The organism is Streptomyces sp. NPDC049687, assembly GCF_044465285.1.
Taxonomy (GTDB): domain Bacteria; phylum Actinomycetota; class Actinomycetes; order Streptomycetales; family Streptomycetaceae; genus Streptomyces.
The window spans coordinates 333,988-347,893 of record NZ_JBITLN010000003.1 but is presented as its reverse complement, the minus strand read 5'-3'; the positions used below and the strand labels follow the sequence as shown (position 1 = coordinate 347,893).

General features: G+C 71.0%; 10 protein-coding genes. 2 read left to right on the top strand and 8 right to left on the bottom strand.

Features of this window, described 5'->3' with window-relative positions:
* Window positions 1–19: 19 nt before the first annotated feature.
* From ACIBVL_RS11495 to ACIBVL_RS11485, 3 genes are read right to left on the bottom strand one after another with little or no spacing between them, the layout of a single operon-like run.
* Window positions 20–1,681, bottom strand: coding sequence for a fibronectin type III domain-containing protein (locus ACIBVL_RS11495; RefSeq protein WP_399095684.1), 1,662 nt, complete (start codon window positions 1,679–1,681; stop codon window positions 20–22).
* On the bottom strand, window positions 1,678–3,669 hold the full coding sequence (locus tag ACIBVL_RS11490) for a PA14 domain-containing protein (RefSeq protein ID WP_399095681.1): 1,992 nt from the start codon (window positions 3,667–3,669) through the stop codon (window positions 1,678–1,680). The genes ACIBVL_RS11495 and ACIBVL_RS11490 overlap by 4 nt, the downstream gene beginning before the upstream one ends.
* A gap of 8 nt (window positions 3,670–3,677) precedes the next feature.
* A complete protein-coding gene (locus tag ACIBVL_RS11485; RefSeq protein WP_399095678.1) occupies window positions 3,678–5,708 on the bottom strand; it encodes a fibronectin type III domain-containing protein in 2,031 nt (676 codons plus the stop codon).
* A gap of 313 nt (window positions 5,709–6,021) precedes the next feature.
* Here ACIBVL_RS11485 and ACIBVL_RS11480 point away from each other — a divergent pair, with 313 nt between their 5' ends.
* Window positions 6,022–7,131 carry a sugar ABC transporter substrate-binding protein gene (locus ACIBVL_RS11480; RefSeq protein ID WP_399095675.1) on the top strand — a complete coding sequence of 370 codons (1,110 nt, stop codon included), beginning with the start codon at window positions 6,022–6,024 and terminating at the stop codon, window positions 7,129–7,131.
* Between the two features lie 60 nt (window positions 7,132–7,191).
* Here ACIBVL_RS11480 and ACIBVL_RS11475 read toward each other — a convergent pair whose 3' ends face one another.
* The 3 genes from ACIBVL_RS11475 to ACIBVL_RS11465 are packed head-to-tail and all read right to left on the bottom strand — an operon-like array spanning window position 7,192 to window position 10,516.
* Complete coding sequence (locus ACIBVL_RS11475) at window positions 7,192–8,034, bottom strand: transglutaminase N-terminal domain-containing protein (protein WP_399097183.1); 843 nt, start codon at window positions 8,032–8,034, stop codon at window positions 7,192–7,194.
* A 5-nt stretch (window positions 8,035–8,039) separates the two neighbouring features.
* Entirely contained in the window at window positions 8,040–8,972 is a 933-nt protein-coding gene (locus ACIBVL_RS11470; protein WP_399095672.1) for an alpha-E domain-containing protein, read from the bottom strand.
* Entirely contained in the window at window positions 8,969–10,516 is a 1,548-nt protein-coding gene (locus ACIBVL_RS11465) for a circularly permuted type 2 ATP-grasp protein (RefSeq protein ID WP_399095669.1), read from the bottom strand. The genes ACIBVL_RS11470 and ACIBVL_RS11465 overlap by 4 nt, the downstream gene beginning before the upstream one ends.
* Before the next feature lie 353 nt (window positions 10,517–10,869).
* On the opposite strand from ACIBVL_RS11465, the gene ACIBVL_RS11460 reads away from it, so the two are divergent.
* On the top strand, window positions 10,870–11,937 hold the full coding sequence (locus ACIBVL_RS11460) for a LuxR C-terminal-related transcriptional regulator (RefSeq protein ID WP_399095666.1): 1,068 nt from the start codon (window positions 10,870–10,872) through the stop codon (window positions 11,935–11,937).
* Here ACIBVL_RS11460 and ACIBVL_RS11455 read toward each other — a convergent pair.
* On the bottom strand, window positions 11,864–12,889 hold the full coding sequence (locus tag ACIBVL_RS11455) for a LuxR C-terminal-related transcriptional regulator (protein WP_399095663.1): 1,026 nt from the start codon (window positions 12,887–12,889) through the stop codon (window positions 11,864–11,866). The two genes, ACIBVL_RS11460 and ACIBVL_RS11455, sit on opposite strands and share 74 nt — an antisense overlap.
* On the bottom strand, window positions 12,886–13,881 hold the full coding sequence (locus ACIBVL_RS11450) for a helix-turn-helix transcriptional regulator (protein WP_399095660.1): 996 nt from the start codon (window positions 13,879–13,881) through the stop codon (window positions 12,886–12,888). Before ACIBVL_RS11450 ends, ACIBVL_RS11455 begins: the two co-directional genes overlap by 4 nt.
* Between the last annotated feature and the right edge of the window lie 25 nt (window positions 13,882–13,906).

Below are 13,906 nucleotides of genomic sequence, written 5' to 3'. Positions count from 1 at the left end.
ACCGGACGGTACCGGCACCTCAGCGGCCGACGAAGAACTCCAGCGACGAGCTCTGCCCGCCCTGACGTCCGTAGGCGTCCACGGCGTACACGGTGATCACGCAGGGGCCGTTGTAGGGCGGCGTCCAGCTGATGGCACCCGTCGCGGACAGCCGGGTGCCGCTGGAGCCGCAGGCGCCGCCGATCTCCCAGGAGTAGCCCCGCAGGCCGCGTCCCTCGTCGCCCGCGCCGGGAGCCGCCGTGACCTGGATGGCCTGACGTGCGGGAATGCCGGCCGAGACCAGCGTCAGCGTCGGCGCGGCCGGGCCGGTCGCCGTGGCCGGGGAGAGGCGGTCGACGACGGTCTCCGTGGAGGGCGCCGAGTCCGCGCCCGTGGCGTCCACCGCGGTGACGTAGTAGTACGCCCTGCCCTTGGGGGCGGTCGTGTCCTCGTACGAGGACGAGTCCGTCGCGGGGGCGGCGATCAGGGACCAGGCGCCGGTCGCCGAGGTGCGCCGGTAGACGCGGAGGCCCGTCGCGTCCGCCGTGTCCGAGGCCCACGACACGGTCGTCGACGCGTCGGAGGGCGTCGCCCGGACGTTCGTCGGGGCGACGACCGTCGAGGGGACGGGGCGGGTGACCGTCACCGGGGCGGAGGCCGTAGCGACGTTGCCCACGGCGTCGACGGCCTGCACGGTGTAGTGGTACGCCGTCCCCGGCTCCGCCAGCGCGTCCGTGAACGACGTCCCGAACACGGTCTCCGGTCCGTCCTGGTCCTGCCGGCCCTCCGGCGCGCCCCACACCTCGTAGTGGTGCACGTCCGTGGACGAACCGGCCTGCCACAGGAGCGAGTTGCCCGCCGTCGTGGCCGTCGCCGTCAGGCCGCTGACCTGGGCCGGCGCCGTCCTGTCCACGGTGGCGACGGTCCTGTCCACCGAACCCGCCGACTCGTTGCCCGCCTTGTCGTACGCCCGCACCTCGTACACGTACGACTCACCGGTCACCGGCAGGGTGGCGTCGGTGTAGGTGGTGGCGGTGGTGGAGGCCAGCCGCTTCCACGCCGCGGCACCCTGCGCCTTGCGGTAGACCCGGTACCCCGAGAGGTCCATCTCCTTGTTCTTCGCCCAGGTGAGTCCGGCCCGGGCGGTCGACCGGGTGTACGTGGCCGTGAGCCCCGTGGGAGCGAGGGGCTTCACCTTGTCCACGGACGCCGAAGTGCGCGGCGCGTAGCCGAACTTGACCTTCGCGTTGCCGTTCTCCCAGTTGACGTAGTCGACGCGGAGGGTGTGTCTGCCCTTGGGGATCGTGAGGTTGAGGGTCTTGGAGGCGGTGGCGCCGGTGTCCGACCAGAGGGTGATCCTGCGGACGCCGTCGACGTAGACGCGTACGTAGTCCTGGACCGTGACCGAGAGAGCGAAGGGGCCGCCGGAGCCGAAGTCCCTGGTCACCGTCCAGCGGACGCCGAAGTTGTTCCTCGGGAGGCCGGAGGCCGGGGCACCGGCGCCCCAGTTCTCGTTGACCGTCGAGTCGCAGTCGGTCTTCTTCGGCGTACCGGAGAAGCTGGTGTTCGCGTAGAACTGGCGTTTGAACACCGGGGATGTGCAGGTCGTCGCGGCCGAGGCGGGGGCGACGACCGCGGTGAGGAGGCCGCCCGCGGTGGCGAGCACCACCGCGGCGGCCGTGGTGCGGGAGTGCGGGGTCATGCTGCCCTTCCGGGTTCGAGGACGATGTGGTCGGCGCCGGGCGCGGAGTCCGTGCCGTCGGCGTAGTGGGCGGTCACCCAGTAGTAGTGCGTGGTGCCTCGCGCGGCGGTCGTGTCGAAGTACCAGCGGTCCGAGGTGGTCGCCAGCTTCTCGTACGCCTCGGTTGCCGGGTTCCAACGCAGGACGTCGTAGCCGGTCGCGGAGTCGATCTCGTTCCAGGAGAGGTGGACGGACGCGGCGTCCGCGCCGTCCCACTCGGTCGCCGTCACGGTGAGCGGCGATCCCTCCGGGGTCGCCACGGACGGGGTCAGGTCCAGCTCGTCCACGACGACCACGTGGGCGTCGCCGGTCGACTTGAAGCTGGAGTTGCCGGCCTGGTCCCGGGCGTCCACGAAGTAGCAGCGGCGGTCGCCGTCGGGGAGGGTGACGTCGGTGTAGGCGGTCTGGGCGACGTTCAGGTACGCCCATTCGGAGGCGGAACACACCTGTTCGTCGCCCTCCTCACCGAGCAGTTGCCCCCGGTAGACCACGTACCGGTACAGGTCGTCCTCGGTGTTGCCGGCCCAGTCCAGCTCGATGCCGTACTCCGTCGCCGTGGCCGTCAGTCCCGTCACGGGGGCGGGCGCCTTGTCCGAGCTGAGCGTGGTGACGGTGGCGGCGCCGGAGAGAGCGGAGACGTAGGGGAACTCCACGGCCGCCACGGCGTAGTGGTAGGTCGTGCCCTCCTCGACCGAGTAGTCGCCGCAGCTGTACTGGCGGCTGCCGTCGGCGAGCTGGGTGAAGGCCGTGGTGCACAGGACCGACTGGGCGGTCGCCGTGGTCACGGGCAGCGTCTTGGAGCGGTAGACGCGGAAGGAGGTGTACGGGGCGTCCTCCGGCTTCATCGTCCACCGCAGGGTCACGCTGCCGACGCCCCCGGTCGCCGTGAGCCCGCGGGGCGTGGCCGGCGGGCGGCTCACGGTGCGGCTCTCCGTGTACGGCGAGACGTGGCCGGAGCCGTCCACCGCCGCCACTCGGTACGTGACGGCGGTGGCACGGCCGATCGTGCTGTCGCTGTGGCCCAGGTCCGTGACGTCCCAGACCTTGGTGACGCCGGAGCCGTCGGTGCGCTCCACCCGGTACCTCACCGCGCCGGCGACCGGCCACCAGCTCAGTTCGGCGCCGGTGTCGGTGGCAGCCGCGGTGTAGCCGGCGGGTGGCTTCAGCTCGATGCTGGTGACCGGTGCGTCGGCGGTGCCGGCCGACTCGTTGCCGGCCCTGTCGTAGGCGCGGACCTCGTAGTAGTAGAGGGCGCCGGTCGCGGGCGGGGTGTCGGTGTGGGAGACCGCCGTGGTCGTCGCCACCTTCGTCCAGCTGGTGCTGCCCCGCAGCCGCCGGTAGACGCGGTAGCCGGCGAGGTCCATCTCCCGGTTCCTCGTCCAGGTCAGCTTGGTCCGGTTGGTGGCCGTGTCGTACGACACCAGCGCGTCCAGCGGGGTCAGCGGCTTGACCTTGTCGACGGCCGCCGACGTGCGGGGCGTGTAGGTGAACTTGACGTTCGCCGCGCCCGTCCAGTTGACGTAGTCGACGCGGAGGGTGTGCTTGCCCTTGGGGACGGTGAGGTTGACGGTCTTGGCCACCGTCGAGGAGACGTTCCTCCAGACGTCGATCTTGCGGACGCCGTCGACGTACACCCGGATGCCGTCCTGCGCCGCGACCGACAGGGCGAAGGGGCCACCGGAGCCGAAGTCCCGCGTCACCGTCCAGCGGACCCCGAAGTTGTTGGTGGGCAGGCCGGAGGCGGGCGCCCTGGTGCCCCAGTTCTCGTCGACCGCGCTGTCGCAGTCCGTCTTGCCTGGTGTGCCGGAAAAAGAGGTGTTCGCGTAGAACTGCCGCTTGTAGACCGGCGAGGCGCAGGTCGTCGCGGCTTCCGCGGTGGCGGTGACCGCGGTGAGGAGACCGCCGGTGGTGGCCAGCACCACGGCGGTTGCCCGGAGAGCCGTGTTCATCGCCGTCCTCAGGACTCGCTCGGCAGGGACACCGCGAAGTCCACGTTGCTGAACGTCTCCGTGCCGTCGGCCGCGACGACCCCGAGCAGGTAGTAGTGCGTCGTGCCGGCGGGCATGGTGTGGTCGGTGTAGTTCGTGGCGGTGGGCGCCAGCGGGACGTCCGTCACTCGGATGTAGGTGCTCGTGGCGCGGTCCCAGCGGTACACGTTGATGCCGGCGGCCTCCGTGGCCACCGAGTCGGCGCACTCGATGTACATGCCGCCGGCGTCGCCGATGGTCGTGTAGGTGAGCACGCGGCAGGGCGCGGTGTCCTCGGGGACGGTCGTCGGCCTGAGGTCCAGTTCGGTGACGTCGACCTTGGAGTAGGGGCCGCTCCAGTCGTCGATGCCGCTCTCGTCCTGGTAGCTGAGCGAGTTGCCGTACTTGTCGACGGCCACGACGACATATGTCTTCGCCTCGCCGTTCGCCGCCTCAGGTCCCACGACGAACTCCGAGGTGTCGGCCGACACGGTGCCGAGGTACTCGGGATCCCTCCACCACGCGGACTGCTCGTAGATCCAGTACTTCTCCACGTCCGCCGCCGTGCTGTCGTCCCAGTCCAGCTTGACGCCGTACTCCAGTGGCTCGGCGGTCAGGCCGGTCACCGGCGGGGGCGGGATCTCGTCTCCGGGCCGGGTGACGGTCATCTCCGCCGAGGCCGTGGACCAGCGGCCCGCGGTGTTCTTGCGGGTCATCACGTAGACGTAGGTGACGCCCTGGCGGCCGTCGTAGTCGGTGCAGGAGCGGACCGTGTTGCCGCTCTCGTCGGTGCCGGTCCTGCGGGAGCGGCAGTCGGTGAGCGTCCAGCTGCCGCCGTCCGGGAGGCGGCGGTAGACGCGGTAGTCGGCCGTGTCGTTGTCGGCCGGCTCGGTGAGCGTGAAGACCACGCCCCAGCTGGGCACGGTGGCCGTCACGTTCTGCGGCGGGGTGATGGTCCGCGTGCTGCGCACCACGTTCGAGGCGGTGGCGTTGCCCACCGCGTCCAGGGCGCTGACCTTGTAGTCGTACGCGCTGCCGTACGCGGCCGTGGTGTCCGTGTAGGAGGTGGAGGTCGTCTCGGCGAGCTGCGTGTACGAGGTCGCGCTGCTCGCCTTGCGGAAGACCCGGTACGTGACCGCGTCCGCCGACGACGCCGTCCACGAGAGGTTGTTGGAGGCCTCCACGGCCTGGGCGGTCAGGACCGGCGCGGCGGGACCGGTCGCGTCGTTGCTCTCCAGCGGCCCCTGGTCGGCACTGCCCGCCGACTCGTTGCCCGCCTTGTCGTAGGCGCGGATCTCGTAGTAGTACGACTGGCCCGTGGGCGGCGGGGTCTCGCCGAAGCTGAGGCCGGTGGTCGTGCCCACCTTCGTCCAGGTGCCGGTGCCCTCCACCCGGCGGTAGACGCGGTAGCCGGCGAGGTCCATCTCCTTGTTCTTCGCCCAGGTGAGGTAGGCGGCCCACTGGTTCTCCGCGTCGGGGAAGTAGTCCCACTCGGCACCCGTCGGTGCCAGCGGCCTCACCTTGTCGACCGTCGCGGAGGTGCGGGGCGCGTACGTGAACTTGACGTTGGCACCGCCGGTCCAGTTCACGTAGTCGACGCGGACCGTGTGCCTGCCCTTGGGGATCGTCAGGTTCAGGGTCTTGGTGACCGTCGAGGAGACGTTCCTCCAGACGTCGATCTTGCGGACGTTGTCGACGTAGACCCGGACGCCGTCCTGGGCGGCCGCCGTGAACGTGAAGGGGCCGCCCGAGCCGAAGTCCCTCGTCACCGTCCAGCGGACCCCGAAGTTGTTCGTGGGCAGGCCGGAGGCGGGGGCCCTGGTGCCCCAGTTCTCGCTGATCGTCGAGTCGCAGTCGGTCTTCTTCGCCGTACCCGAAAAGGTGGTGTTAGCGAAGAATTGACGCTTGTACACCGGTGAGGTGCAGCTGGTCGCGGCCGAGGCGGGGGTCGCGGTGGCGGTGCTGAGGAGACCACCGGTCGTGGCGAGCACGACGGCCGTCGCGAGTCTGGCTGGCTTCATTCGGTCCTCTGGTCGGGAAGGGCAGGCATGCGCGAGGAGAAAGCCTGTCGTGATCACGACTCGCGAGAACTGATGTTGGTTGTACGGCTCTTTGCCGATTCCTGACGCCCGCTTTGGGGAGAGACCGTAAAGGCAGTTCCGTACCCCCTTCGCTTCGTGTCCATGCGTCTTCACGTGCCAAGCGGAGGGTGATGTTGCTACTTCGTTAAGTAGTTCCGCTTGACTCCGGCGGCCGTAGCCGCGTTGTCTTTTCAGACACCTGGGTCAACTTGTCGCACCCAAGTCCGTAAACGCACCTGAAGTGAGCCTCCGAATGCGTCGTATCGCCATAGCTGTGGTCGCCTCCACGATGTCCCTCTCGCTCGCCGGGTGCGGGATGCTGGGGGCCTCGGGGGACAGCAGCGACGCGGCACCGACCCGGACCGACGACATCACCATCGGTGTGCTGATGCCGGAGAAGACGAACACCCGGTACGCGGAGTTCGACTACCCGATCATCAAGGCGAAGATCGCCGCCCTGACGGGCAACAAGGGCAGGACCGAGTACGCCAACGCCGGCTCGAAGGTGTCGACGCAGAACACCCAGATGCAGAAGATGATCGACGAGAAGGTCGACTGCATCCTGCTGGACGCCGTGGACTCCCACAAGATCGCGCCCATGGTGAAGAAGGCCAAGGAGGCGGGCATCCCGGTCATCGCCTACGACCGTCTCGCCGAGGGCCCGATCGACGCGTACGTCTCCTTCGACAACGAGCTCGTCGGCGAGGTGCAGGGCCGTTCCATCACCGAGGCGCTCGGCTCGGCCGACACCTCCGACCAGGTCGTCATGATCAACGGCTCGCCCACCGACCCGAACGCCGGGCAGTTCAAGCAGGGCGCGCTCAACGAGCTCAACGGCCGGGTGACGATCGCGGCGACCTACGACACCGACGGCTGGAAGCCGGAGATCGCCCAGGCACACATGACCCAGGCGATCGAGAAGCTCGGCGCGAGCAAGATCTCCGCCGTGTACTCCGCCAACGACGCGATGGCCGGCGGCATCATCAAGGCCTTCGAGGCCGCGGGCGTCAGCGACAGCGACCTGCCGCCCATCACCGGCCAGGACGCCGAGCTGCAGGCCGTGCAGCGGATCATCAGCGGTGAGCAGTACATGAGCGTCTACAAGCCGTACCCCGGCGAGGCCGAGGCCGCCGCGGAGGCCGCCGTCGCCAAGGTCCAGGGCCGTGAGCTGCAGTTCGAGGCCCTCACCCGTGACAAGGTCGACAGCCCCACCAACAAGGACATCCCGGCCAAGCTGGTGACCGTGGTCGCGCTGACCAAGAGCAACATCAAGCAGACCGTCGTCGCGGACGGCATCTACAAGGTCTCCGACATCTGCACTGCCGCCTACAAGCAGGCGTGCAACGCCATCAACCTGAAGTAGCCCCACCGGCCGACGGCGTACACGAAAGGAAGGGGAGCCCGCGCACGGGCCCCCCTTTCCTCACGCCACCCGTGTGAACTCCACCGTCACCTCCGGCGGCCCGCCGGCGACGCCCCGGTAGATGCCCTTGTGCGGGGTGACGTCGTCGTAGTCGCGGCCGCGGCCGACCACGACGTGGGACTCGTCGGCGCGGGTGCGGTTGGTGGGGTCGTAGCCGTGCCAGTCGCCCGCCCAGTACTCGACCCAGGCGTGGCTCTGCCCGGCCACCGGGCGGTGCAGCTCCGCGTCCCGCTCGGGGTGGAGGTAGCCGGAGACGTACCGGGTGGGCAGGCCCAGGCCCCGCAGGAGCGCGATCGTGACGTGCGCGATGTCCTGGCAGACGCCGGCGCCCTGCTCCCAGGCCTCGGTGGCCGAGGTGTTCACGCCGGTGGCGCCGGGGAGGTAGGTCACCCGGTCGGCGACCAGGGAGGACACGGCCACCGCCGTCTCGTGCGGGTCCAGGCCCGCCGCGGCCTTCCTCGCCCTCTTCAGCAGCTTCGGCGGGACCGTCGTACGGACCGTCGGGGTGGCGAACTCCAGGAGGCGGGAGGCGGCGGTGCGGTCGGTGATCTCCGGCCAGGCGAGGGCCGGTGGCAGGTCGTCCGGCGGGGCCGTCTCGACCAGGCTGGAGGCCGTGATGGTGAGGTCGGCGTGCGGGTCCATCAGTTCGAAGGCGGTGACCTGGGTGCCCCAGTAGTCCCAGTAGGACCAGGTCGTGGCCGCCGGGCGGATGGTCACCCGTGAGTCCAGCGTCGTCTGGCCCGGCAGGGTGAGGGGGGTCATCCGCACCTCGTTGTGCGAGGAGACCGCGGCCTGGGCGTAGGAGACACGGGTCGTGTGACGGATGCGCAGTCGGCGCGTCATCGCGCTCACGCTCCTTCCTGGGCCCACACGACGGGCCCCTGGTACGGGAAGAACCGCTCGGCGACCGCCTCCGCGGAGGCCATGCAGGCAGTCTGCAAGTCCCTCAGGAGCAGGGGAAGCTGTTCCTCGAGGGCATGACTGTCGAGGTACTCCAGACGGGTGCGCAGCCGGCCGATGGGGCGGCGGGCCGGGTCCTGGCGGGGCCGGCCGAGGGCGGACAGACACTCCTCGGCCGTCGTCAGCGCGTGCAGCGCCGAGCGCGGGAAGTCCCGGTCCAGGAGGAGGAACTCGGCGACCCGAGCCGTGTCCCCGAAGCCGCCGTAGATCCGGGCGAACGCCTCGTCGGCGCCGGACGCGCTCAGCAGGGTCGGCCAGTCCGGCGCGTGGGCGGCGTCCAGGACGCGCACCGACAGCAGCCGTACGGTCATGTCCACCCGCTCCAGGCTCCGGCCCAGGACGACGAACCGCCAGCTGTCGTCCCGGCTCATGGTGGAGTCGGCGAGGCCGAAGAAGAGCGCGGCGCGGCTGCGGACGAGCTCCAGGTAGGCGTAGGGGCCGGTGCGGCGGGCGGCGCGGCGCTGGTCGGCGAGGGCGTGCCAGGTGGCGTTGAGGCACTCCCACATGGCCGAGGAGACGGCCTCCCGCGCGCTCCGCGCGTTCAGCCGGGCCGCGCCCAGGGCGCCCTCGATGGATCCCGTCGAGCGGGCGTCGAAGGCCAGCTGGTCCAGGACCTGCTGCATGTCGCAGGGCCCGGCGCCGGCGTCCACTCCGAGGATCGCGTACAGCGAGCGGCAGGCCACGTCCTCGTCGCGCCAGGGGTCCTCCAGCATGCGGTGCAGGTAGGCGTCGAGGATGCGCGCGGTGGCGTCGGCCCGTTCGACATAGCGGCCGGTCCAGGTCAGCGCCTCCGCGATGCGGGAGAGGATCACGTCGTTCACTGCTGCTGCGCCCCTTCCGGTACGAGGGTGGGGGTCCCGTCGGGGCCGAGCTGGCGGGGGACGACGGGCGGGAGCGTGCCGTCGTCGGAGACACGGGAGGGGCCCTCGACGGGGCCCTCGGCGATCACCCAGGTGTCCTTGGAGCCGCCGCCCTGGCTGGAGTTGACGATCAGGTTGCCCTCCTGGAGGGCGACGCGGGTCAGGCCGCCGGGCAGGACCCAGACCCCGTTGCCGTCGTTGACGGCGAACGGGCGCAGGTCGATGTGGCGGGGCGCCATGCGTTCGCCCGTGAGGGTGGGGGAGGTGGACAGGGCGACGGGCCGCTGGGCGATGAAGCCGCGCGGGTCGGCGGCGACGGCCTTGCGGGTCTTCTCCAGGGTCTTCGCGTCGGCCTTCGGGCCGATGACGATGCCCTGTCCGCCCGCGCCGTCCACCGGCTTGATGACCAGCTGGTCGATCTGGTCGAGGACGGCCGCGAGCTGGCCGGGCTCGTCGGGCCGGTACGACTCGACGTTGGGGAGCACCGGCTCCTCGGAGAGGTAGTACCGGATCAGGTCCGGGACGTACGTGTAGAGCAGTTTGTCGTCGGCGATGCCGTTGCCGACGGCGTTGGCGAGGGTGACGTTTCCGGCCACGGCCGCGCTCATGATGCCCGGGCAGCCGATGACCGAGTCGGGGCGGAAATGGAGCGGGTCGAGGAAGTCGTCGTCGAGCCGCCGGTAGACGACGTGCACGGGGACCTCGCCCCGGGTGGTCCGCATCCACACCCGGTTGTTGCGGCAGACGAGGTCGTGCCCCTCCACCAGCTGCACGCCCATCAGCCGCGCGAGCAGCGCGTGTTCGAAGTACGCGGCGTTGCTCGGGCCCGGGGTGAGGACGACGACCCGCGGATCGGCGGTCCGCTCGGGCGCGGCGGCCCGCAGCGAGGCCAGGAGGCGGGCCGGGTAGCCGTCGACGGGGACGACGTGCTGTCCGTCGAAGAGGGAGGGGAAGACGCGGGTCATGGCCCGCCGGTTCTCGATGACGTACGAGACGCCGCTGGGCACCCGTACGTTGTCCTCCAGAACCCGGAAGTCCCCGGCCTCGTCCCGGACGAGGTCGATGCCGGCGACGTGGATGCGGATGCCGTTCGGCGGCTCCACCCCGTGCGCCGCGCGGTGGAAGTGCGGGGAGCCCAGCAGCAGCCGCCAGGGGACGACCCCGTCCTCGAAGGCGCGGCAGGGCCCGTAGGCGTCGGCGAGGTAGGCCTCCAGGGCCCTGACTCTCTGACTGACGCCCCGTTGTATGAAATCCCACTCGACGGCGTCGAGGATCCTGGGCACGAGGTCCAGCGGCCAGGGCCGCTCCTCGCCCGCGAAGGCGTAGGTCACGCCACGGTCGGTGAAGGCGCGGGCCATCTGGTCGGCCCGGAACCGCAGTTCACCCGGTTCGATCGGCTGGAGCGCAGCCAGTACCGGCTCATAGGCGGTCCTGACCTCACCCGGCCGCTCGAACATCTCGTCCCACGCGTCGGCCAACGCGTATGCGTCAAATATGTCCGCCATGGCCAGACGTTAAGCGCGGGACGTAACACCGCGATCACTCGGCGGTTTCCGCCGGCGCACACGCGTCCGGAAGATGCTCCCCGGTCCGGCCGCACTCCCCCGTGGCCCGGCCGGACCGCTCCGGGCGGGCAACACCCGGCGGGAAGCGGAATCAACGATGCACCCATTCCGGGAGGGTCCACCACCATCAGCTTGTTGCAGTGCGAGGGGCGGAGGCCGGGAGAAACCCATGTATATGAGTGGTTTTCCGCTGCCGTGGCCGGGGGAGCCGTGTTGCGGACCCGGTCCGGTCCGCGCATAGTTGCGTCGCGGAAGACGCGTGAGCGGGGCGTTAGGCGGGGGTGGGATGGGCGATGGCCGGGCACGGGACGGAGGAGCATCCTCACGGTGCTGACCGACTGTGCGAAACCGGGGATCGCGTGTATTCCCGGGCCGTACGGCGGGGACGGGTACCGCGCGGCGACGCCGAGCCGGTTCCGTGCCTGCTGGAGCTGGCCCTGCTCCACCCCGACCCCGACGACATGGACTGGCTGGTGCCGACCTCCCCGCAGGAGGTCATGACCCGGCTGCTGCGCGGCCTCCACGACGAGGTCAGCGCGAGCGAGCGGCGGATGGGTTCGGCCGTCGCCGCCTTCGAGTGGTACGCCGGTCTGGGCGGGCCGGCGCCGGGCGGGCCGGCCGGTGAGGGCGCGGCGATCCGGGTCCTGGACGGCTCCTCCCGTATCCAGGCGGCCCTGGACCAGGCGACCGAGGCGTGCACGACCGAGGTGCTGACGGTGCAGCCGGGCGGCATCCGGCGCGAGCACGAGTTGTCGGAGGGCCTGCACCGGGCGCTGGAGCTGCGCGGGCGCGGTGTGCGGATGCGCGACCTGTACAACCATGTGGCGCGGCACGGCCAGGGCCTGCTGAACTACCTGGAGCTGATGGGTGACGCGGTGGAGGCGCGCACCCTGGACGAGGTCATCGACCGGCTGATCCTGTTCGACCGCAAGGTCGCCTTCATCCCGGCCAACCCCGACCGCACGATGGCGCTGGAGCTGCGGCACCCGGCGCTGATCGCCTACCTGGTGACGGTCTTCGAACGGCTGTGGCGGCTGGCGATCCCGCTCACCGCGCCGCTGCCCGACACCCGGATCGAGGGCATCTCGCATCGCGAGCAGTCCATCGCCGCGCTGCTGGCGGAGGGCCACCAGGACGCGGTCATCGCCGAGCGTCTGGGGATCAGCGTCCGCACCTGCCGCGCCCACATCGCCCGTCTGTCGGAGACCCTGGGTGCGGCGAGCCGGACCCAGCTGGGGGTGCGGATCGCGCAGGTGGGGCTGGACGGGCCGGTGGACCCGAGCGGCTTCAGCGTTCCGGTGCCGGGTGCGGTGCCCGGTCCTGCTCCGGTTCCCGGTCGAGGATCCCCGACCGGCCGATGAGGTAGCCGAGCTGGGCGCGGCTCTCACTGCCGAGGGTGGCGGCGAGTTTGGCGATGTGGACGCGGGCGGTGCGGATGTTCATGCCGAGGCGTGCGGCGATGACGGCGTCGGTGTGGCCCTCGACGAGGAGGGTGGCGATGGCCCGCTGGCGGGGGGTGACGCCGTTCAGGGAGGGGCGCTGGACGGCCTGCGGGTACATGGGGGTGGCCAGGCGCCAGAACCGGTCGAAGGCCGTGGCCAGATGGGTGACCAGGACGGGGTGGCGGACCTCGAGGGCGAGGGTGCCCTCCTCGTTGGCGGGGAGGAAGGCGACCGCGCGGTCGACGATGATGAGGCGGTCGGTGACCTCGTCGAGGCCGCGGGCCTCGGCGTCGCCGTTCAGCAGCTCGTACTGGCCGATGATGCTCTGGATGTGCCGGGTGGTGTGCTGGTAGAGGGTGCGGATCCGGCAGCCCCGGTCGAGTACCGCCTGGTCGCGCCGGAGGGCCACCTCCGTGGCCGTGGCGCCCCGTTCGCCGTCGAGGCCGGCCCGGGGCTGGATGCACAGGAGTTCCTCGCGCGTCTCGTCCATGGCTTCGGTGATGGCCTGGTTGATCTGCTCGTTGCCGTACAGGACGCGCAGGGAGGCGGACTCCATGGGTGCGGTGCGGCTGCCGGAGAGGCGCATGAGGGGCTCGAAGAGCGTGGTCAGCCGTTCCTCGCGGCGCCGTTCGTCGGCGATGCGGGCCGCGGTGGAGTTCAGCTGGCGGTGCAGGGCGACCGCGGGGGCCACCGGTTCGAGGTGGCCCAGGTCGTCGACGGCCGGGTGCAGGAGGCCCAGTTCGAGCAGACAGGGGGCGGGGGCGGCGTCGGCGGCCGAGAGGCGGCCCTCGCGCAGGGCACGCTCGTAGAGCAGCACACCCTCGGAGCAGAGGTCTGCCACGCCGTGGTGCGGGTGCGGCGGCGCGTTCACGTCGGATCTCTTTCCTGTTCGAGGATTCCTGAGCGTGCGATGAGGTAGCCGAGTTGGGCGCGGCTGTCGCTGCCGAGGGTGGCGGCGAGTTTGGCGATGTGGACGCGGGCGGTGCGGATGTTCATGCCGAGGCGTGCGGCGATGACGGCGTCGGTGTGGCCCTCGACGAGGAGGGTGGCGATGGCCCGCTGGCGGGGGGTGACGCCGTTCAGGGAGGGCTGCCGGACGGCCTGGGGGTGCATGGGGACGGCCAGGCGCCACAGGTGGTCGAAGGTGGTGGCGAAGTACTCGATGAGCGCGGGTTGGCGCACTTCGAGGGCGAGGGTGCGCTCCTTGTTGGCGGGGAGGAAGGCGACCGCGTGGTCGACGAGGATGAGCCGGTCGGTGACCTCGTCGAGGGTGCGGGCCTGGACGTCGCCGCGAAGCCGCTCGTAGCGGGCGAGGACGGTGGGGGCGTGCCGCAGGGTGTGCTGGTAGAGGGTGCGGATCCGGCCACCGCGGTCGAGGAAGGCCTGGTCACGGGCGATGGCCTCGAGGTGGACGCTCGGCGGCGGGCCGACGTGGCTGGTACGGGGCTGGACGCAGAGCAGTTCTCGGCGGGCGTCGGCCATGGCCCGGGTGATGGCCGCATTGATCAGGGGCATGCCACTCAGAAGGGTGACGGCGGGGGTGTCCGAGGCCGTGGCGCGGCTCTCGTCCAGGCGCAGGAACGGTTCGAAGACGCCGAGGAGCCTGTCCTCGCGCCGCCGTTCGGCGGCGATGCGGTCTCCGGTCGTGCGCAGCAGCCGGTGCAGTGCGAGGACCGGCGGGACGGGCTCGAGCAGGCCCGGGTCGTCGACGGCCGGGTGCAGCAGGCCGAAGTCGAGGAGGCAGGGGGCGGGTTCGGCGTCGGCGGCCGTGAGACGGCCGTCGCGCAGGGCCCGTTCGTACAGTCGCGCGCCCTCCGTGCACAGCTCCTCCACGCCGTGCCGCGCGTGCGGTGCGGGGGTCACTCGCCGTCCCTCCGGTCGCCCGTCA